At 58.5% G+C, this 20,200-nt stretch carries 20 protein-coding genes; 13 read left to right on the top strand and 7 right to left on the bottom strand.

The window, feature by feature from the left end; genetic code table 11:
- Positions 1–2 precede the first annotated feature (2 nt).
- Positions 3–1,121 (top strand): amidohydrolase family protein, encoded by a 1,119-nt coding sequence (locus tag RCO31_RS06765; RefSeq protein WP_308967481.1) that lies wholly within the window; start codon positions 3–5, stop codon positions 1,119–1,121.
- Complete coding sequence (locus RCO31_RS06760) at positions 1,121–1,531, top strand: Rieske 2Fe-2S domain-containing protein (RefSeq protein WP_308967480.1); 411 nt, start codon at positions 1,121–1,123, stop codon at positions 1,529–1,531. Before RCO31_RS06765 ends, RCO31_RS06760 begins: the two co-directional genes overlap by 1 nt.
- A gap of 413 nt (positions 1,532–1,944) precedes the next feature.
- Here RCO31_RS06760 and RCO31_RS06755 read toward each other — a convergent pair whose 3' ends face one another.
- From RCO31_RS06755 to RCO31_RS06740, 4 genes are all read right to left on the bottom strand, one after another.
- The gene (locus RCO31_RS06755) at positions 1,945–3,555 is read right to left on the bottom strand and encodes an ABC transporter substrate-binding protein (RefSeq protein ID WP_308967479.1); all 1,611 of its coding nucleotides are present in this window, start codon (positions 3,553–3,555) and stop codon (positions 1,945–1,947) included.
- Positions 3,556–4,003: 448 nt separating this feature from the next.
- On the bottom strand, positions 4,004–4,873 hold the full coding sequence (locus tag RCO31_RS06750; protein WP_308967478.1) for a tripartite tricarboxylate transporter substrate binding protein: 870 nt from the start codon (positions 4,871–4,873) through the stop codon (positions 4,004–4,006).
- 500 nt (positions 4,874–5,373) lie between these two features.
- Positions 5,374–5,526 (bottom strand): hypothetical protein, encoded by a 153-nt coding sequence (locus RCO31_RS06745; protein ID WP_308967724.1) that lies wholly within the window; start codon positions 5,524–5,526, stop codon positions 5,374–5,376.
- A gap of 383 nt (positions 5,527–5,909) precedes the next feature.
- Positions 5,910–6,887, bottom strand: coding sequence for a LysR family transcriptional regulator (locus RCO31_RS06740; protein WP_308967477.1), 978 nt, complete (start codon positions 6,885–6,887; stop codon positions 5,910–5,912).
- Positions 6,888–7,111: 224 nt separating this feature from the next.
- On the opposite strand from RCO31_RS06740, the gene RCO31_RS06735 reads away from it, so the two are divergent.
- Genes RCO31_RS06735 through pcaG form a run of 5 tightly spaced genes read left to right on the top strand, consistent with a single transcriptional unit; the run spans position 7,112 to position 10,946 of the window.
- Positions 7,112–8,335 carry an ABC transporter substrate-binding protein gene (locus tag RCO31_RS06735; RefSeq protein ID WP_308967476.1) on the top strand — a complete coding sequence of 408 codons (1,224 nt, stop codon included), beginning with the start codon at positions 7,112–7,114 and terminating at the stop codon, positions 8,333–8,335.
- Complete coding sequence (locus RCO31_RS06730) at positions 8,311–9,030, top strand: nitroreductase (protein ID WP_308967475.1); 720 nt, start codon at positions 8,311–8,313, stop codon at positions 9,028–9,030. Before RCO31_RS06735 ends, RCO31_RS06730 begins: the two co-directional genes overlap by 25 nt.
- A gap of 25 nt (positions 9,031–9,055) precedes the next feature.
- Entirely contained in the window at positions 9,056–9,595 is a 540-nt protein-coding gene (locus RCO31_RS06725) for a DUF4863 family protein (RefSeq protein ID WP_308967474.1), read from the top strand.
- A 46-nt stretch (positions 9,596–9,641) separates the two neighbouring features.
- On the top strand, positions 9,642–10,343 hold the full coding sequence (gene pcaH, locus RCO31_RS06720; RefSeq protein WP_308967473.1) for a protocatechuate 3,4-dioxygenase subunit beta: 702 nt from the start codon (positions 9,642–9,644) through the stop codon (positions 10,341–10,343).
- A complete protein-coding gene (gene pcaG / locus RCO31_RS06715; RefSeq protein WP_308967472.1) occupies positions 10,344–10,946 on the top strand; it encodes a protocatechuate 3,4-dioxygenase subunit alpha in 603 nt (200 codons plus the stop codon).
- Positions 10,947–11,426: 480 nt separating this feature from the next.
- On the opposite strand, the gene RCO31_RS06710 is transcribed toward pcaG, so the two are convergent.
- A complete protein-coding gene (locus tag RCO31_RS06710; protein ID WP_308967471.1) occupies positions 11,427–12,479 on the bottom strand; it encodes a LysR substrate-binding domain-containing protein in 1,053 nt (350 codons plus the stop codon).
- A gap of 171 nt (positions 12,480–12,650) precedes the next feature.
- Here RCO31_RS06710 and RCO31_RS06705 point away from each other — a divergent pair, with 171 nt between their 5' ends.
- The 5 genes from RCO31_RS06705 to RCO31_RS06685 all read left to right on the top strand — a co-directional run bounded on the left by RCO31_RS06705 (position 12,651) and on the right by RCO31_RS06685 (position 17,694).
- Entirely contained in the window at positions 12,651–14,015 is a 1,365-nt protein-coding gene (locus RCO31_RS06705) for an MmgE/PrpD family protein (RefSeq protein WP_308967470.1), read from the top strand.
- Between the two features lie 189 nt (positions 14,016–14,204).
- Positions 14,205–15,173 carry a tripartite tricarboxylate transporter substrate binding protein gene (locus RCO31_RS06700; protein WP_308967469.1) on the top strand — a complete coding sequence of 323 codons (969 nt, stop codon included), beginning with the start codon at positions 14,205–14,207 and terminating at the stop codon, positions 15,171–15,173.
- Between the two features lie 368 nt (positions 15,174–15,541).
- Complete coding sequence (locus tag RCO31_RS06695; RefSeq protein ID WP_308967468.1) at positions 15,542–15,775, top strand: hypothetical protein; 234 nt, start codon at positions 15,542–15,544, stop codon at positions 15,773–15,775.
- Positions 15,776–15,821: 46 nt separating this feature from the next.
- The gene (locus tag RCO31_RS06690) at positions 15,822–17,033 is read left to right on the top strand and encodes a site-specific integrase (protein WP_308967467.1); all 1,212 of its coding nucleotides are present in this window, start codon (positions 15,822–15,824) and stop codon (positions 17,031–17,033) included.
- Between the two features lie 247 nt (positions 17,034–17,280).
- Positions 17,281–17,694: a very short patch repair endonuclease gene (locus tag RCO31_RS06685; RefSeq protein ID WP_308967466.1), complete on the top strand. Its 414-nt coding sequence runs from the start codon at positions 17,281–17,283 to the stop codon at positions 17,692–17,694.
- A 67-nt stretch (positions 17,695–17,761) separates the two neighbouring features.
- Here RCO31_RS06685 and RCO31_RS06680 read toward each other — a convergent pair whose 3' ends face one another.
- Together RCO31_RS06680 and RCO31_RS06675 are read right to left on the bottom strand one after the other, a co-directional pair.
- A complete protein-coding gene (locus RCO31_RS06680) occupies positions 17,762–18,460 on the bottom strand; it encodes a hypothetical protein (RefSeq protein WP_308967465.1) in 699 nt (232 codons plus the stop codon).
- Positions 18,461–18,581: 121 nt separating this feature from the next.
- A complete protein-coding gene (locus RCO31_RS06675) occupies positions 18,582–19,853 on the bottom strand; it encodes a DNA cytosine methyltransferase (RefSeq protein ID WP_308967464.1) in 1,272 nt (423 codons plus the stop codon).
- 161 nt (positions 19,854–20,014) lie between these two features.
- On the opposite strand from RCO31_RS06675, the gene RCO31_RS06670 reads away from it, so the two are divergent.
- Positions 20,015–20,200, top strand: a complete 186-nt coding sequence (locus tag RCO31_RS06670; protein ID WP_308967463.1) for a helix-turn-helix domain-containing protein — start codon at positions 20,015–20,017, stop codon at positions 20,198–20,200.

Below are 20,200 nucleotides of genomic sequence, written 5' to 3'. Positions count from 1 at the left end.
GCATGAACATCCATCTAGCGAATGCCAAATCGCCGGTCGAAACCGAAGGAAAAGCGCATCTCGGCTTTGTCGATTGCGACATCCACCCAATGTTCAAGTCGCCCACCGAGCTTCAGGAATTTCTGCCGAAGCGCTGGCGCGAGCATGCCGCGACCGTAGGCCGCCGCTCGCGAGGGCCATTTGCCGCGACATCGAGTTACCCCCGCATCAGCCCCGGCAATGGCATGCGCGGTAATGCCTGGCCCTCGAACGGTGGCCCGCCCGGCTCTGACCTTGAGTTGATGCGTTCCCAGTTGCTCGATTTGTTCGAAGTACGGCACGGCATCATGTTGCCGCTCGGCGGCGGCGCGTCCGATGAGCGCAACGTCGATTTCGGCGCGGCGCTGGCCACCGCTATGAACGACTGGCAGGCCACGGTATGGAGTGACCGCGAGTCACGGCTTCTCGGCTCCGTGCAGATCAGCCTCGAGAACCAAAACGCCGCAATTGGAGAAATCGAGAAGCGCGCGGGCGATAGGAGATTTGCGCAGGTGATGATCCCGCCGCGCAGCATTGAGCCGCTCGGCCGTCGGCGCTATCTGCCGATTCTCGAGGCCTGCGCCGCGAACGGTTTTCCAATTGCTTTGCATCTTGGCGGTGTCGGCGGCCATCCGCCGACCGGCACCGGATGGCCGTCCTACTATCACGAGGAGCATCCGTCTTATGTGCAGACCAACGAAGCGCTGACCACAAGCCTCGTGATTGAAGGCGTCTTCGAGCGAGTGCCTAAGCTGAAGGCGGTCCTGGTCGAAGGCGGCTTTGCCTGGCTCCCCGCCTTGAAGTGGCGGCTCGACAAGCACTTCACGCGCATGCGGGATGAGGTGCCGCATCTCAGGCGCTTGCCGTCCGAATACATTCACGACCACATTTGGGTCACGACGCAGCCGATCGAGGAGCCGAAACGACGCGAGGATCTTCTCGATATACTCGAGTGGATCGGATGGGATCGCGTGATGTTCTCGACGGACTATCCGCACTGGGATCAGGACGATCCGCGCTACGCCTTCAGGACGCACATTCCGGACGCGCAGAAGCGGATGATCATGCGCGACAACGCGCTGGCATTTTACGGCCTCGATTGATGGCGAAATACGTCGTTGCGCTCGCAAGCCAGATCCCGCCGGGACAATGCAAAATCGTTAGCGCCGCGGGGCGCGAGATCGGTGTCTACAACATCGACAACGCCTTCTACGCCCTAGTCAATCGTTGCCCGCATGAGGGAGCCGCGGTCTGTCGCGGCGATATCGTTGGTCGCCCCGATTCCGATATGCCCGGCACGTATCGGCTGATCCAGCGCGGAGAGATGGTGCGTTGCCCGTGGCATGGCTGGTTGTTCGAGATCAAGACCGGCCAATCCTGGTGTGACAGCGCAACGCGTGCGCGCAGCATTCCCGTCGTTGTCGAAACCGGCGAGGCACTGACGCGCGGACTTTTTCAGGCCGAAACCGTTCCGGTGACTGTCGAGGATCGTTATATCGTTCTGGAATTTTGAACGCGCCTGACTTGTTGAGATGGCACGACAGGGAGATTCTCGAGTCGACAAGATTCTAGGAAACGAAAAGCTGGCGCTACTACTGTCGAACTACCGACAAGGTTTGACTTGGCGATCAACCTCAAGACGCTTTCGGAAAGGTGCCCTGCGCGAGTTCCGCATAAAACTCTTCATTCGCGAAAGATCGATACGAAAACGCGGATCGCGCGCCGCAACTCCGCCGTCATGTTGTCCCTCACGGCCGCGCCTCGTCTCTCGAGCGACACGCTCGAACAAAAGACCACCGGCTGCCGTGAGCCGCGGTCCCTATCGCGGCGCTTGCCACCTTCAGGATCGACAGATTATGATTGAAGCAGACCTTGGTCTTCCTATCGAAGATCAAGAGGATCGAACGTCACCTTTCTCAATGCGGCTTATTTGTCTAGCCACACATCCTCAAAGCGAGTGTAATTATACTGGCTATTGTCGTGCGGTACGTAGTTTTTGACGTAGTTATGCCAGCAGTTGCCGGCAACGCTGAACTGGATCACCGGACGCGCGGTGTCCTTGACCAGATACTGCTCGATCTCCCAGACAATTTTCTTGCGCTTCTCGCGGTCAGGTTCCCGCGACTGCTCGGCCAGCAGCTTGTCAACATTTGCATCGCAATACTGCGTGTAGTTTCGGTCGGAGCCGCAGGCGTAGTTCTCGACGATATTGCCATCGGGATCGTCGACCGCGACCCCCATACCGTTTAGCGCCAGCGTGTAGTCCTTGCGGGTCAAGCGCGCGTACCATTGCGTCGAGTCGAGAACTTCCAGTTCAGCTTCAATAAAAATCTTCTTGAGTTGATCGATCATCAGCACCGCGGGATTTCGATAGGTCGCGAGATTGCGCGTCTGGATCTTCATCTTTAGCGGATTTCTCTCGTTAAAGCCTGCCTGTTTCATGAGTTCGCGGGCGTCGGCGACATTCTTGGCGCTGTCAGGCCCATAGCCGGGCAGTGACTCTAGCATACTCTTCGGCATACCCCACTCGCCAGCGGGTTTCGGCAGCATGGCTCCGCCAATCAGGCCCTTACCTTCCAACAGAATTGTATTCATCGCGTTGCGATCGATAGCGAGCGACACCGCATCGCGAATTGCGACCCTGTCGAACGGTGGATTGAGGCGGTTGACCAATAACGTCGTCAGTGTGCCGGTCGTGGTCATCTTGCATACTGCGGACGGCGTGCGTGCCTGTAGGTCCTTGAACAGCGGCACGTGGACGTCTGAAGGAAAGGTGATGTCGAATTCACCAGTCTGAAAGGCCAGCAGGCGGGTCGCCTGGCTTTCGACTATCTTGAAGGTGATTTCGTCGAGGTAGGGCTTGCCCTTCTTGAAGTAGTGCGGGTTGCGTGTCAGACGGATGGAGTCACCGCGCTTGATTTCGGCAAGCTTGAAGGGGCCGGTTCCGACTGGGCGCGTACGCATCACGTTCTGCGCCACGTGGCAGGGATAAACTGGCGAGAATGAACTCGCCAGCAGCACCAGCAGGCTCGGCTGCGGCTGATTGAGTTCAAATGTCGCTTCGAAGTCGCCATTGGTCGTTACGTCTTCGACACGCGACCACCAAACCCGGCGCGGGTTGCGGCGGAAGTCGGCATTGTCTGACTTGCCGATCAGCATGCGCCACGTACACTGGACGTCCTTCGCTGTAAATGCCTTGCCGTCGTGCCATGTAACGCCTTGATGCAGTTTGAAGGTCAGCCTCGTGCGGTTAGCGTCCCACGTCCAGCTCTCCGCGAGATCCGGCACGATAGTATCGAGGCTCTCGTGCGGCTTAAACGGATCGAACATCACCAGGTTGTTGTAGATGCCCGAGAATGGAGTGACCGCGGTGATGGTCGACTCTTCATGCAGCGATGCGGAGGGCGGGTTATCGAGCTGGTAGAGACGCAGCGTGCCTCCCTGCTTCTGCGCCATAGCCGGCGTGGCCGAGATAACAGGCAGGGACACTAGCAAGAGCGACAAAAGGAGTGGGGCTACTTGTCTTGCTTTGAGCATCGTCTTCTCCTTCTTTGACTCTCTGGTTAAGGGAGGGTATCGATCTCACGCGTACACTGATTTTGCGCGGTGACTGACGCTGCCATGGGCGTCCAAGGCGAATTGATGACTCATATCGAGATCGCCCGGCGACAAGGCTGGACAGAGATCGAATTGGTCGAAACCATCCCTCACGTCGGCAGGTACGTGGGAAGACGTTCAGCTATCGAATGTCACAAAACGGCTCAGGAGTGGAAACTCATGGCAAATCACCCTTCGCAAGGCGCTTCACTGTCCTTACGCCGCGCGTCACATGCTCTCCAGCTGCTCTCACGGCCGCTGTGACTTCTTGCAGGCCTTGCTGATGATGGCCACACCGGTCGGCGCGTTACTTGTTTGATATCGCGCTGGATTGCGGCCTTCTCCTTAAGCACTTGATTGCAATTCTCGCAGCAAGCCTGTTGCATCTCTATTCAGGGGCTATTCCCGCAGCTTTGACCACGTCAGCCCACTTACTCATTTCCGACTTAACAAAATCGCCCAGTTCAGCTGGCGTTGACGTCCAAACGGTCGCCCCACTCCGCTGGTAAGTATCCTTGACATCGTCCTGCTCCAGACCGGCGCGAACCGTCGAATTGATCTTGTCGATGACCTCAGCTGGAGTTCCTGCCGGAGCAAAGAGTCCTGTCCAGGAATACATTGCGTACTTGGGAAGTCCTAGTTCGACGACCGTAGGCACGTCTGGTAGATTTGGATTCCGCTTTGTATCCGTGACTGCCAAAGCACGCATCGAACCCGCCTGAATTAAAGGGGTCGATGTCGTATAATCCGCCGACATGAAATCAAGCTGCCCGCTCATAACGTCGGTTAGCGCCTGCGGCATTCCCTTGTAAGGAACGTGAAGAAGTTTGATTCCAGCCATGCTCGCAAGCATCTCACTCGCAATTTGCGACGATGAGCTGCCGCTACCGAATGCAAGTTTGCCAGGCGCTTTCTTGGCAGCACTGATGAGATCATCTAAAGATTTAAAGGCGCTGTTCGAGCCCACCACAATCGCAAGTCCGTTCGTTCCGACGCGTATCACTGGTGCGAAATCTCGAACAGGATCGTACGGTAGTGACTTGAACAGCGCAGGGTTGGCCGAGTGAGTCGTATTGGTCGTTAAGAATAACGTATATCCGTCCGGCTTGGCCGTTGCAGCGGCTTGCGCTGCAATAAAGCCATTTGCACCGGGTTTATTCTCTATGACAACCGACTGTTGGGTCGCTTGAGTGATGATTTGTCCGATGCGTCGAGCAGACACATCGGATCCGCTCCCAGCCGGAAATGGCACGATCATCTTGATTGGCTTCGTTGGAAACGAGTCTAGAGCTGCAGCGGGTGCAGACACGAACAACGTTAGAAGAAAGAAAGTGGCCAGCCGGACGCAGGTGCAAGCCCATCCCATCGGAACGCCCTCCCATCGCCCCAACGCAGGGCTTTGAATTTTGCCAAACCGAGAGCCGACAACCCGGCGAGGCCTTTTTCTATTTGTGGCCATCTTAGTTTGCACGCTCAGGATGGGTATGCAAGCATTCGCCCGCCAGCGACATCAACTAGTGATCGACAGGCTAATCTGCGGCGAGCGCGCCGCCCGTGATCTACGATTGCGTATGGCTCTGGCGGGACAGCGCTCGCCGCGCACTCTTGGGCGAGATACGCCAAACCGCGGGAACGGATTGACGCGTTCGAAGTGGCCGGAATCGTCATAGCTCCCGTCGATTCGTTCGGGCAGGCACTGGACCGGCCACAGGTCGGCGACAACTGCATGATCATCAGCTTCGGGAGCGCCGGGACGCGCTAGGGCTTGTCGGCGCGACGATGAACGTTGCCGACGTTGAGCGACATCTTTCGCAGCATGCTGAGAATGCTGTGCTCGATTTCCACATCGAGACCCGCGCTGGGTTCATCGAGCCGCAATATGTCGGGCTGCGCGATCAGGGCACGTGCGATCGCCAGACGCTGCCGTTCGCCTCCGCTTGACAGTTGGCCGCGCTCTCCAATCAGGCAACCAGCGCGGCTGGTATGTCGTCGAAGCCAGTCACGCGGTCACCGCGATCGCGCTTATTAGATCGGGGCAAACCGAACAGCCTGACCTTTTCCGATATCGAGATGCCCGGCGCCATAGACAGCGTCGGTCTCGCGCCGGGTGTGCCGAAACCACCGGGCGATCCTGATCCTGCTCACCTCGGGCCGGAATTTGAAGGTGCACCCGCTTTTCCGGCGCCGACGCGCTGATTCCCAAGCCCTATGCGCCGGGCCATGTCGCCGACCTCATTCGCCGTATCCTCAGACACAAGAAGCGCCTCGGCCGCACCCCGGCGGCCTGACGCGCGCTAGCGCCCGCGCCTGAGGCCCTCGGTCGCGCGTCGGAGGATTTCGTGGAGCCATTTGTGCGATGGCTCACCTTCGACACGTTCATGCCACAACAGCCGGACCTCGACCGGCCTCGTGCTGTAGGGCAAGTCATAGGCTGCGATCGCGTGGGTTTGTGCGAGCGCTTTTGCCAGTGGACGCGGGACGATGGCCGCCAGTTCCGAATCTTGGAGTAGTGCGGGCACGGCAAGAAAATGCGGCAATGAGACCGCGATCCGTGGCGGCCGGTCGCTTTTTGCGAGCGCTCGCTCGAGCGCCACGCGGTCGTACATCTCCGAGCGTCTGGCAAGACCTCGCTCGGAGATGAAACCTCCAATCGCACCTTCCTGCTCTCCGCCGAAGGAGACGACGATCAGCGGCATTGCGGCGAGCTTCGCGTTGTCTAACCGGGAGAGCTTGCGTTTCGCATTGACGATCAACACATCGTCGTATTCGAATAGGAAAGCCGTGCGGAGGCGGCTCGGCGGAGACGAGAACACGCCAATCGCGACGTCGATGCGGCCGAGGTCGATCTGCTCGGCAAGATCGATCCGCGTCACCGGCTTGATGGTCAGATCGACCGCCGGAGCTTCTCGGCTCAATATCTTCAGCAGTGGCGGCGCTAACACCATCGTCGTGAAGTCGTTGGCGGCGAGCGTGAACGGCTTAGTGGAGACGGCCGGAGTGAAGATCGGCAGCTCGACGGCGGCCTCCAACGATCGCAGTGCCTGGCGAACTTGCGGCGCCATCGTCAACGCGCGCCCAGTCGGTTGCATGCCTGTGGCGGTGCGAACGAACAGCTCGTCATCCAGCATCTCACGCAGCCGGGCGAGCGAGTGGCTCACGGCGGACTGGCTCAATGCGACCTTCTGGCTGGCGCGTAGCACGCTGCGCTCCTCCATGATCGCGTCGAATACCTTGAGCAGATTCAGATCCAGAGTCTTGAAGGAAACGGACACGCTGAGAGTCCCGTCTGTGGCTGATCGCGCGCCTCGGAAATATTGCGATCGTGTGCCGTTAAGTCAGCCGCTCGCCGGGCATGATGATCGGATTCTCGGCGAGTTTACTGCCGCCTTGTCACCACCCATCTGAATCCTATTCAGGATTAACCTGCAAGACTTTCACTTCCGAAAAGCACCGTTCTGGACAAGATTTCCTTGACCGAGTTGCGAGGAAAGCAACCATGAAAACCTGGGTGAGGTTCGCTCGAAGTGTCGCACACAAGTCGCTCGGACTGGTGTTGGCGACGATGGCGACGTCGGCGACCGCGCAGGACGGGCCGGTCAAGCTCGGCGTGCTGACCGACATGTCGTCCCTCTACGCGGACAATGGCGGCCAAGGCTCGGTTGTCTCCGCGCAGATGGCGGTAGACGATTTCAACGGCAAGGTGCTCGGGCGCCCGATCGAGATCGTCGCGGGCGATCATCAGAACAAGGCGGATGTCGGTTTGACGATCGCCCGTCGGTGGTTGGAGAACGACAACGTTGAGGCCATCCTGGATGTCCCGAATTCTGCGGTCGCGCTTGCCGTGCAAGGCATTACACGCGAGAAGAGGAAACTGTTTCTCGCGACCGGCGTGGCCACTTCGCGGCTAACCGGCGACGAGTGCTCGCCAACGGGAATCCACTGGACCTACGACACTTATGCGCTGTCGCAGGGCACGACGAGAGCGATCTCACGTCTCGGCGTCAAGAGCTGGTTCTTCCTTTCGGCGGACTATTCGCTTGGCGCACAGCTTGAAGCCGATAGCCGAAAGGTGATCGATGCCACCGGCGGCAAGGTGGTGGGTGCCGTAAGGCATCCGATCAACACGTCCGATTTCTCGTCCTTCCTGCTGCAGGCGCAGGCATCCAAGGCCGACGTGATAGCGCTTGCCGATGCTGGCGGCGACTTCATCAACGCCGTGAAGCAAGCGGGCGAGTTTGGCGTGACGCGCGGGCAAAAGCTTGCCGGCCTGATCGTCTTCATCGCGGACATTCACAGCCTCGGGTTGCAAAGCGCGCAAGGCCTGATGTTGAGCTCGGCGTTTTATTGGGACCTCAACGATGAGACGCGCGCGTGGTCGAAGCGCTTCATCGAGAAGACCAAGAAGGTGCCCACTATGATCCATGCCGGCACCTATGGCGCGGTGCTGCACTATCTCAGAGCGATCGAAGCTGCCGGCACGCTCGATGGTTCGGCCGTTGCCGCCAAAATGCGCGAGATGCCGGTGAACGATTTCATGACAAAGAATGGCCGGATCCGTCAAGACGGTCGGCTGGTCCGCGACATGTATCTGTTCCGCGTCAAATCGCTTGAGGAGTCAAAATACAAGTTCGACTACTACGAGCTGATCGCGACTATTCCCGGAGAAGAAGCCTTCAAACCGATGGAGGAAGGCGGATGTCCGTTCTTGAAGAAGCCGTGATCGGCGGGTGTACCGATGGGCTGGGCCGGATCGACGAGATCATGGCTGGTCGATCTGCCTGCCGCGAGTTCTGCGACACTCCGGTCCCGCGACAGGCGATAGAGCATATTCTCCGCGTCGCCCGGTTCGCACCGAGTGGCGCGAACATCCAGCCTTGGCACGTCTACGTGCTCGCGGGTGCAGCAAAGGACGGGGTGTCAGCGGCCCTGCTGGAAGCACACGAAACATCCAGCGGTGAGCACATGTCGGAATACAGATATTACGCCAGTGACTTACCTGATCCGTACCTGAGGCGGCGACAGGAATTTGGACGACTGTTCTACGGATCGCTCGGCATCGCTCAAACGGATGTCGAGGCGCGGAGCAGGCAAACCGCAAAGAATTACACATTCTTCGGCGCGCCGGTGGGACTGATTGTGACGATCGACCGTCGGCTGGAAGTCGGAAGCTGGCTGGACCTTGGAATGTTCGTGCAGAACGTAATGCTGGCGGCAGCGGGGCGTGGGCTTCAGTCCTGTCCGCAGGAGACGTTCTCGAAATACCACCGGATTCTGCGCCCGCTGTTGTCGATCCCGCCAGAGCAGATGGTGGTGTGCGGCATCTCCATCGGTCGTGCCAGGGTTCAGGAGACGAAAAGATTGATGCCGCGAGCGAACGTTGATGAGTTCGCCACGTTCGCGGGATTTGAAGCATAAGGCCTAATTGACGGAGGAGAAAGTCATGGGAAGCCGCGAACAGCTCATCGAACGCAGCATTCCTTTCCTGCGCGAAGTCAAGGACATGACGCCGAGCGCAGCGATGGAGCGATGGCTCAACGAGACCTATGGAGAAGACAGCGCGTTGTACCAGGATCTTGCTCGTCTTATCAAATTGGGGGTCGAGGAGGGCTGGGCGGCGAACCAGGAAGTGGAAGGCCCAAACTATCGGCGCAGCCGCATCCTTGAGCCGGTCCCCGAAACGTTCCAGTTCAGTATCACTGCGGTCTACATGAACAGCACTGATCCGCGCCGTTTCAAGGACGAGGACGATCATGACGTGCTGCGCGGACAATATCACGGTCACCCCTATGGTGAGCTCAACCTCGTCGTTCCTCTCGACAAGGGCGCACAGCTAAAGGGACTGCAGGGTTGGCAAGGACCAGGCTGGACTGCGCCCGATCCTGGCAGCCGGCACTACCCGGAGGTCAGGGGTGGCGCAGTGATCGCGCTGTTCTATCTACCGGCCGGGCGCATCTCTTACGATTTCAAAGCACCGGCGTGATGTCGAACGCGTGACGAATGTCACTGAATCTGTCCGGAGACACTGTATGACGTTGATTTATCCGGTGGCTTCGAACAGCGCCCATCCCGCGCGCCTGTCTCCGGCGTATCGCAGCTCGATCAAGCGAACGCCCTCGAAGCCGCTGATCCCGATACGGCATACGCTCTCGGAACTGACCGGGCCGGTCTATGGTCATGAGACCGTTCGCAAGCACGACAACGACCTCACCATTCAGTCGAAGGGCGAGCCGCTCGGCGAGCGCATCATCGTGCACGGCTACATCCTCGACGAAGACGGCCGCGCCGTGCCCAACACGTTAGTCGAGCTATGGCAGGCCAACGCCTGTGGCCGCTACATCCATGTCGTCGACCAACATCCGGCGCCGCTCGATCCGAACTTCACAGGCGCTGGTCGCACGCAATCCGATGCGGCCGGCTACTACAAGTTCATCACCATCAAGCCTGGCGCCTATCCCTGGGGCAACCACCATAATGCCTGGCGACCCGCGCACATCCACTTTTCGGTGTTCGGTCACTCCTTCATTTCACGTCTCGTGACGCAAATGTACTTCCCCGGCGACCCCTTGTTTCCGTTCGATCCGATCTTCAACTCGGTGACCGACGGGAAGGCGCGGGCGCGGATGATTTCGTCCTTCGATCTCGAGAACACCGAGCCTGAATGGGCGCTGTGCTACCGTTTCGATATCGTTCTACGCGGGCGTAATGCCACGCCGATGGAGAGCAAGTGAGTGTCGAAACCTCGTCCTGATGGCATCACGCCCTCGCAGACCGTCGGCCCCTATTTCAAATACGGTCTGACGCCGAACGGCGAATATGCGTGGAACGACGCCTTCACCAGCAATCTGCTGACATCAGATACGTCCGGCGAGCGCATCCGGGTCGAGGGCACAGTCTACGACGGCGACGGCGACGTGATTGCGGACTGCATACTGGAGATCTGGCAGGCCGACGCGCAGGGCCACTTCTCCGATCCGCAAGATGCGCATGCACCACCGAACTCCCCCTTTAACGGCTTTGGCCGCTGCGACACCGACAAGAGCGGCGGCTACGTGTTCGACACCATCAAGCCCGGTGTAGTGCCTGACGCCGACGGCAAGCCGCAGGCACCGCACATTCTGCTCGCGGTATTCGCGCGCGGCATGCTGCTGCATCTGTACACGCGAATCTATTTTGACGACGAGGCGGCCAACACCAGCGATTCCGTACTCGCACTGGTATCCTCCGATCGGCGTGCAACCTTGATAGCGAAGCGCAAGGCCGGCACAAACAACGTCTACACGTTCGATGTCCATCTACAGGGCGACAACGAAACGGTGTTCTTCGACGTTTAGAAGCGATGGTCGTTAATCGACGCTATGGGTCGACGTTAATTCTACGTTGGATCGACCTCCGCTCGACATCTACGGAATGAACTTGATATAGACCTAGTGGCCAATGCGCGGCGCCATGCGGACTACCCTTCCGGCGGCGCAGAATGCGCGATGCCCGGACCGGATCATGGAGACAATTGTCGATCCGCATGCACCTAAGCCCGTTCCAGTGATTGGCCGTAACACCTATCCTTCACCGGGTTGGAAGCACTCGAGACGCCGTATCGGCAGAGTCGTTCCTTCGCCATTATGACGAAGCGTGCAGGTCTGGACGGACCAATCTCGAAAGAGATCACTATGTACATCCCAGCGCCGTTCGTCGCGCCGGATGACAGACTATTGCTGCGGTACGAGTACAGTCGATTCCACGTTCAGGGACGATGACATCCACGCCCTTGGTCGTCAGATTTCTGGGTTGGGCATAGCCTAACACTATGACCGTTAGCCTTGTCGTGACGGCAGGCTGATGCCGGCCCAGAGACCGCTGGCCGACAGTTCGCCGACCAGGTCGACGATGGTCTGCCGCACCGCCATGGTGGCGGAATGAATCGGCATCGCGTTGGACCAGCACAAGCTGACCGGCCGCGTCAATGACGGTCCGGTCAATCGGCGCATCTTTGGCCGCTTCACGACTTCCCATTGGGCGAGGGCCGACGCCGGCAGGATCGTGCAGGCCAGACCGGCCTGCGCGATTGAGATCAAAGTCGGCAGTGAATCGATATCAGCGACAATGTTGAGTTCAAGTCTTTCTCGGGAAAAGACTCGTTCAAGCAGGATACGAAGCCCATTCGACGCGCCGGGCGCCACCATGCGGACGCCGCTCAGCCGTGCCATAGGGCAAGTCTCAGCGCGCGGGCCGACCCCATTTCCTGGCTCACCGACGACATAGAGCTGCTCTTCAAGAAGCGGCAATGCCGTGATGCCGCGCGTATCCGCGTCGCGGAAGAGGATAGCGAGATCAAGCCGACCACCGGCGAGCAACTCGTTGATATAGCCACTCATGCTCTCGAAAAGCTGGAGCCGAATACCCGGATATTGCGCCTGCAATCGTTGGACCAGCGGCATGGCAAGGATGGTCACCACCGCCGTCGGCAATCCCACGGCAACCGTGCCGGTTTCCTGGCTCGTCCCCAATCGCACTTCCTGCTTGAGCTGCTCCATCTGTCGCAACACCACTCGGCTGTGACGATACAAGGCCTGACCTTCGGCCGTGGGCGACACGCCTTGCCGGCTTCGAATCAGCAGGACGGTTTTGAGCTCGTCTTCCAGACGAATGATCTGCTGACTGAGTGAAGGCTGAGCAACATTGAGCTTCTCCGCCGCTCTGCCGAGGCTGCCGCAATCCACGATGGTCACGAAATAGTTGAGCTGTCGAACATCCATGGCGAGCATTGTTAAGATGAAGGCCATGTCATAGGATATACCTATGACCAGGGCCTTCAATTGGTATTTCCCGAGATCACTCTGGGCGCAGTAGACAAGCTTCCTGATCATGACGGCCGGCCATGAAGGCGTCATCCGACCAGGATGCAGATCCGTGAAGCAGTCTGCGTCCGTGTCAGCAGTTTCTAGCGGAATATTCGCGCAAGATCGATGAGGTCTGCGGCTATCCCGAGGCGCTCGTCGGCGCACTGACGCAGGCCGGCTAAGAGGAAGTTTTGCGGCATGTCGTATACGGGACAGCTGGCGACTTACATTTGCGAAAGCCGTCCGCAGGATATCCCAAAGGACGTAAGGCACGAAGCAAAACGCGCGTTGCTGAATATTGTCGGTTGTGCGCTTGGGGGCGCCGAACACCGGGCCGTGGACATAGCGATTGAAGCCATCGGTCCCTTTAGTGGCCCGCCGACATCTGCGGTGCTCGGACGCAGAGAGCGTTTCGACCCTTTGTTCGCAGCTCTTCTGAACGGTATCAGCACACACGTCCATGATTATGACGACACGCTGCCGAAGAACTATATTCACGCCAGCTCCCCAGTCGCCGCCGCCTTGTTTGCCTATGCCAGTGCAAACAAGGTTGCCGGCGCCGACTTTCTGCATGCCTTCATCCTCGGCTTCGAGGTAATCTCACGCATCGGCAACGCCACCTATCCCGCACATTACCTCGCTGGCTGGCACAGCACTGGATCGATAGGCGTGTTCGGAGCGGCGATTGCTGTTGGCAAGCTGCAGAGCCTCACCTCTCTACAGACGGCAAACGCTATCGGCCTTGCGGCTACGCAATCGGCGGGGTTGCGCGAAATGTTCGGCTCCATGGCCAAGTCTTTCCATCCCGGAAGGTCGGCCCAGAGCGGCTATATGGCCGCGCTCTTGGCTCAGAAGGGCTTCACTGCCGCTCTGCTGCCCCTGGAGGGGCCGCGCGGCTTTGCGGCTGTCCAAGCCGGTTCCTATGACTTCGGCAAGATCGTGGATTCCTTAGGCGTGAGGTTCGAGCTCCACGACAACACGTACAAGCCGTTTCCAAGTGGCCTTGTGATTCATCCCACCATCGATGCCTGCATCCAGCTTCGTGACAAACATAACCTGACTGCTGACCAGATCGCATCAGTGCAATTGCGTGTCGCTCCTCTGGTCAAGGATCTCTGCAACAAGAAAGCGATCAGCACCGGCCTCGAGGCCAAGTTCTCCATCTATCATGCTGCGGCCATCGGTCTTGGGCGAGGTAAAGGCGGGCTTGCGGAATTCACCGATGAAGCAGCCAACGACCCGACGCTCCGGGCGCTGCGAGACATCACAGATGCCAGAGTTGATCCGGATATTGGAGAGGATGCGGTCGCAGTATCGATCCGGCTCAAGGATGGTCGTGGACTTGGAATGAAGCTCGAGGGATCACTCGGCAATCTGGAGCGTCCGCTCAGCGATGCACAGCTTGAAGCTAAGTTCCGAGAGCAGGGGACGGTGATCTCGTCCACTCAGATGGATGAAGTCATCGCGGCCTGCTGGAACATCGAGGCTGTCAACGACGTAGCGAACGTGATCGCCGCCTGTATTCCAAAAGGCGATCGCCGAGCTTCCAGGAGCCGACAGTAGCGAAATGAATCCGGCGATCCAGCGGAGAAGAAAGACGCTGGAGGCGATAACAGCAGGGAGGCTTCCATCGACATGAAAAGGCTTCAGCAAAGACGCGGTTCACTGCGTTATTGGTCCCGAACAGATCCATTTGCGCGTCATCGGTCGTTGGCATCTGTTGGATGTCCAGGTGTTCGGCCAAAGCTATGGATGTGCGTGCTGCTTCCTGCCATCACTGCCATCGTTCTCGTCACATCCCTCACCGCAAGTTTTGCGCAGGATTATCCCAACAAGCCCATTCGTCTCGTGGTGCCTTATCCACCCGGATCGGGGACTGACATTGTCGGACGCTTACTGGCGCAGCAATTGAAGGAGAATCTGGGGCAAACGGTTTATGTCGACAACCGACCAGGAGCAGGCGCAACCATAGGTACGGCGTCGGTCGCCAAGGCTGAGCCCGACGGTTACACAATCCTGATGGCCGATCTCGGCCCTCTGGCCATCGCGCCGCACTTTTATCGCCAACTGCCTTATGATCCAGTCAAGGAGTTGGCTCCGATCGGCCAAGTGGCAGTGCTGCCATTCCTTCTTGCCGTCCATCCGTCCGTGCCAGCACATAACGTGTCTGAGCTGATCGCGTTGGCGAAGGCAAAGCCAGGAAAGCTCGACTACGCCTCGGTCGGCAATGGAACGGCCGTACATCTAGCCACTGAACTGTTCAAGCAGTTGGCAGGCATCGACATTGTCCATGTACCGTATAAGGGCAGCGCTCCGGCGCTGACTGACTTGGTCGCCGGTCGAATTTCGATGATGTTTGTGAATGTGCTCTCTGCGGGCGGCTTCTTGGCGTCTGGCCAACTGCGGGCGCTAGCGATCGGCACTGCCGAGCGGTCGCCGGCAATACCTAAGATCCCGACCGTTGCTGAATCTACCTTACCGGAATTCCGTGCCGGGGTTTGGTTCGGTTTGTTGGCTCCTGCGGGGACGCCGCGACCCATTATCGAGAAGCTCAGTGCGGCGGCTGGGCAGGTGTTGCGGATGCCAGAGTTCAAGGCAAAGCTCGCCGAGCAAGGCGCGGAGGCGTCCTCGTCAAATCCTGAGGAATTCTCCGCATATATTCAAGCAGAAATCGCCAAGTGGGCGGACGTGATCAAGACGTCGGGCGTCCCGAAGGAGTAAGTGCCTTCCTGTTCGTGACGGGTGAAGCCTTCGTGCCGCGCCCGGTATGACGGGGCAACAAGAATTGCACTATGCAAGGGCTCCACACTACGGAAGGCCCCTATCTCACCCATGGCTTGTGATCGGCCCGACGCTTCCTAGATTCCGACCATGCAAAGCTTCACGGCTATCTTCAGAAACGTCGCCGCTATGAAATGACGATCGGTGCCGAGAAAGTACCGGCGGGACTTGTGCATTTTCGAGCCCCAGCGTGCCGGCTCTGTGGGACCACTCAGAGCTTGAGATTAAGCTAGGCGCACCCGAAGAGCCAGGCGTGAGATACCGAAATCCGCTCGGCCTTATCGGCCTGCCTGCAAGGACTACGAGCTGTGAGGCAGCCTTGCTACATCGACCTCAATCAGGCCCGGCAGGTTCTCGCCGAGATGGGCGTGGAGCTGAACGAGCGCCAGATGAAGCGCGCCGCCGACAAGGATGCGACCGGCTCCCGGAAGCTTCCCTTCTTCGTCGATCCCATCGACGGCAAGCTGCGGATCGAGAAGGGCACGCTTGTTAAGATTTACATGGACGCGCAGGGAGAGGCGGAGAACTCCGCCAGGTTTTGATTTTATGCTTGCAATTATCGGGTCAGGTATGACTCACTAGGATTAAATGTCAGACATAAGAAAACGGGTAGGCAGGAAAGGCACGACTTACCAAGTACGCTACTCAACCAAGTCGTCGAAAACAGGCTATGCCTACAAGACTTTCGCAACGCGCAAAGAGGCGCTTGCGTTCAGGGAAGATTCAAGCGCACGGTCGACCGCCGCGCCGCTAAGCTCTGAGATACGAACCGTATCGCAGGGCGTCCAGAAATGGCTGGACGTGTGCGAGCGCGAGGGCCGGAATGGCCGGGAGCCGGTCACCAAGTACACGCTGGCGAACTACGAATACCGTGCCGCAATCATCAACGATTACGCATGGTCGAAAGAGCTGCACGAACTGACCAAGCCCGACATCATCGAGTTTCGCTCGTGGCTGCTCAAGCATCACAGCCGCGATGTAACCAACAAGGTTCTCACGTCCTTTCACTCCATGGTCAAAGAACTGGTTGGCCGCGCGGTGTTGGCCTACGATATGGCGGAAGGCGTCACCGTCACGGCTTCCTCGCGTTATGACGAGGCGGTTGTGATACCGAGCGAGCGCGACATCCAGAACTTGCTTTCTGCCGCCGATCGCCTTGCAAATTCGTCCAACAAAAAGACTGCGAAGACATGGCAGAGATACAGGCCGATGCTCTATCTGGCCGTGGACTCCGGTATGCGGCCCCAGGAGTATCTCGTTCTCGCTAGTTCAAGCCTCAAGGAGACCGGAGTCGAGGTCGACAGGGCGCTCGATGGCGGCGGCAAAGAGATTTCCGTAACCAAAACCCGGGCCGGACGCCGTTTCATCAATCTGAGCGAGGATACGCTGGGCATGGTCCGACACTACGCGGAGAACCATGCCGCGCAGAATGACTACGACCTTGTCTTCCCAACCAGCACGGGCCAATGGCAGAGCGTCAGGAATTGGCGCAACAGAGGCTTTGCGAGCGCCTGTGAAGAAGCCGGTCTAATGATCAAGGTGGAAGAGGATGGCAAGACCGTTGAACGGCCAAAGTACAAGCCGTATGACCTTCGCCATTTCTATGCGTCGATGCTCATTGAGCAGCGCGTGAACCTGAAGCGCATTCAGACGCTGATGGGGCACCGCAACATCCAGACCACGCTCAACGTCTACGGTCACCTGATCGAGCGCGCGGAGGCTACGCAGGAGAGCCGCGTCAGCGTTCTTAGCTGTATGCAGCGAGAGTCATGTGGCGCGTCTGTGGCTAGCGCAGCGTAAGTTGCTGTTCTGATTTCTATTTGTTCTGCTCGACACGCACAAGGGGTCACAAGTTCAATCCTTGTACCGCCCACCATTTTTCTCTCAATGACTTAGCTGAAAGTTACGGAAAGAAACGACCCTTCAGCGGGCGTTTTTGCCACAGTGGCTAATTCTTTGAAACCCGCAGAAATCCGCCATTGTCCGTTTCTATCCGTTTCGGCCTGTGGCGCGTTTGTGGCAAGTCCAGCGATAAGGCTCTGCAAGAATGCCTGACCGACTAACCCCTGAAGCGCGCAGCGCGCATATGCGGCTCATCCGGAAAACCGATACCGGACCGGAGCTTGCCGTGCGCCGAGCAGCGCATCGTCTCGGCTACAGGTTCCGGCTGCACCGGCGCGATCTGCCTGGCACGCCGGATCTTGTGTTTCCGAAGCTTCGCAAGGCGATCCTTGTCCATGGATGCTTCTGGCACCAGCATGCCGGATGCAGGCTCGCGCGCCTGCCGAGGTCCCGGCCCGAGTACTGGCTACCCAAGCTGCGCCGGAATCAGCAACGCGATGCGGCAGCTTACGAAGCCCTGGATCGGCTTGGCTGGCAGGTTCTTGTCATTTGGGAATGCGAGGCCGCGAGCGATGACACGATAGAAGAATCGGTCCGCACCTTCTTGCAGGCGGCCTAGCACCCCAGCACAGAGGTTTGACCGGTTGCGGCAACGACATCCGGCGTAGTGGCTCCATGCGCCCGCCTTAAGCAACGACTATTAGGCCATCATCCTCGGCAGGAGTTGTGCTATCCGGTCCTGACGAGACCCATTTCGGAGGTGGCCCGCTAGGGAAGGTCCATTCGCGACCCGTTTTCTGCTTCAACTTCGTCAGCTGGGCGTGAAGTCGACTGAACATCAAGTTGTCAAGAAATACAACAAGAGGCTCCCATTCGAGCGCGCCTCCCACATGGAAACCCATATTGAAATTGACGCCGATGTCGAACTTCCCATCTTCAAAACCGATTTCCAGATTTCCGGTTATCGAGTCGTGGCCGGCGTTGTGAGCATAGCGTTTGTTGCGAAGTTCAATGATGTTGTCGTGCACGGAGCAAAGCTCAGCGGGTAACGCGCCGCGGGAAACGCCGCTGCCGATGCCGCCGTCGATGAGACGGACGTATGTCGTTACGAACGCCAAGGTCAGCATATCGTTCTCAAGCACCCACTCCATCGTCGGTTCGAACTTGGTGGAGGCGAGCCGATGCTGGATGTAGCGAAGGCTAGCCATAGTTGGGAACGCATGGGCAAGACGATTTAATATCTTCAGATTGTCGTCGGCTGCCTCAAGGACGCCTTGTCCCTCTTCTTTGAGCGCATAGAGGTGTTTCTTCCATTCTTCGGGTAGATATTTGATGGCTTCCTCAGGGAAGACGACGTATTCCTTCGGCTCTTCTGTTTTTCCCACGTCGTTCCCCCTTACATTCCGCATGATCGGACCCATCCGGGCCGCGCATATTCCACAATAACTAGGGCGGAGCACGTTCCGCCCGTCCAACCGGTCAAAACCTCTGTGCCGAAGTACTAGCTCACTCCGCAGCGGCAGGCAGCAGCGGCAGCGTCTCCGCCTCCTTCGCCTGCTTTTTCCGAGCCTGCAAGCGCCCTTCGCCCGGATGGTCGGCATGATCAGCGATCAGGCTTTTGTATTTGGCAGGCAATCGGGCAAGGCGCTCGGGTGCGGGTACAGGGTGACGGACCGGCGCGATGAGCTTGAGCGCGCCAAGGCTTTTCTTGTCGCCAAGAAGCTGACGACGGATTTCACGCGCAAGGACTTCAGCCAGCAAGGATGGCACGGCGTTGCCGAGCATCCTCTGCACGTCTGTCCGCCCGCATTCAAACGAAAGACCATCAGGGAACGTTTGCAGACGGCACATCTCCTGTACCGAGAGCTTGCGGTTCATCCAATGGAACGGCCCAATAGCTGAACCCGGTTGAGCCTGGATAGTCCAGGACGGCTGGTCCTTCGCGAGCTTAAGCAGAAAACTCCAGTAGCGCGTGCGCCAACCAAACAGTTGCGCTCCGCCGCCGCGATTGGTGTGCCACAGATAGTTCTGGCCTTCCGGGATGGTTGGAAGCAGGTCGCCCCATTTGCCGCCTACTTCGAGCGAAGGCTCATTCGGGAGGCGCGGCAGGTCGCCGATCGCATCCCAAGCCGTCCTGTACGGCTCGCGATCGTCCAGCAACGAATGCTCTTCAGCGCTGCAGTGAGTTGCGGCTGGAAACTGAAAGGACGCGCCGTCACGGCTGCCGATAAGAAACACTCGTTCGCGATTCTGCGGCACGCCATAATGAGCTGCGTTAAGCATCTTCCAGCTCACGGTGTAGTTTGTACCCGTCTCGCGATTGATCTGCTCGATACCGGTCAGCAGATGCCGCAGTCCCTCATCCTTGCCTTTATAGACAAGACCGTAGACGTTCTCGAGCAGGAACGCCTTAGGGCGCACATCGCGCAGAACGCGCAGATAGGCGGTGAGCGTGTCGGCGCGGGGATCGTCAAGCCTGAGCGCGTCGCCATTGACCCAATACGAGGACTTAGAGAACGGCTGGCAGGGCGGGCCGCCTATCAGCACATCGGCCTCGCCCGGCTCAAGACCGGCGGTCGCCAAAATCCTTTCAGAGGTGATGTCGTGAATGTCGCCTTCCATCAGGCCCCATTTGGGACGGTTAAGGCGCACGGCGCGGCATGAAGCAGCATCAAGCTCGACGGCCGCAACCGTATCAAAACCCGCCGCCTCGAACCCGAAATCGAGTCCGCCGACGCCGGTGTAAAGACTGATCGCGGTACGCTTGCGTGCTCCCAAAACAATGCTCCTATCCCTTGGGCGAATCGAGTAAAATTCCCCCACATATAGGAAGGGTAGTCAATAGACCTTGTATTGTCAATACAATTTTTGGGGCGAACGTGCTGAGGGTAAAGCTTCGCGAAGCGATGGAGAGCTATCGCCGCCGGACAGGCGTGCGCATGACCTATGAGCTTCTCGCCAAGCGGACGGGCCTCGCCCGCGCTACCCTTGAGTCCCTTGCTTCCCGTCACACCTACAACACCCGTCTCAGCACCATTGAAAAGCTGTGCATCGCGCTTGAGTGCAAGCCCGGCGATCTTCTAGAGCTGGCAGACCGGCCGGGGGGCGCAGCGCATGAAAATTGA

Origin of the sequence: Bradyrhizobium sp. LHD-71 (assembly GCF_031157255.1) — a bacterium.
Lineage (GTDB): Bacteria > Pseudomonadota > Alphaproteobacteria > Rhizobiales > Xanthobacteraceae > P52-10.
Note: the sequence above shows the minus strand (reverse complement) of the source record. Positions and strands in the feature narration are given on the sequence as shown.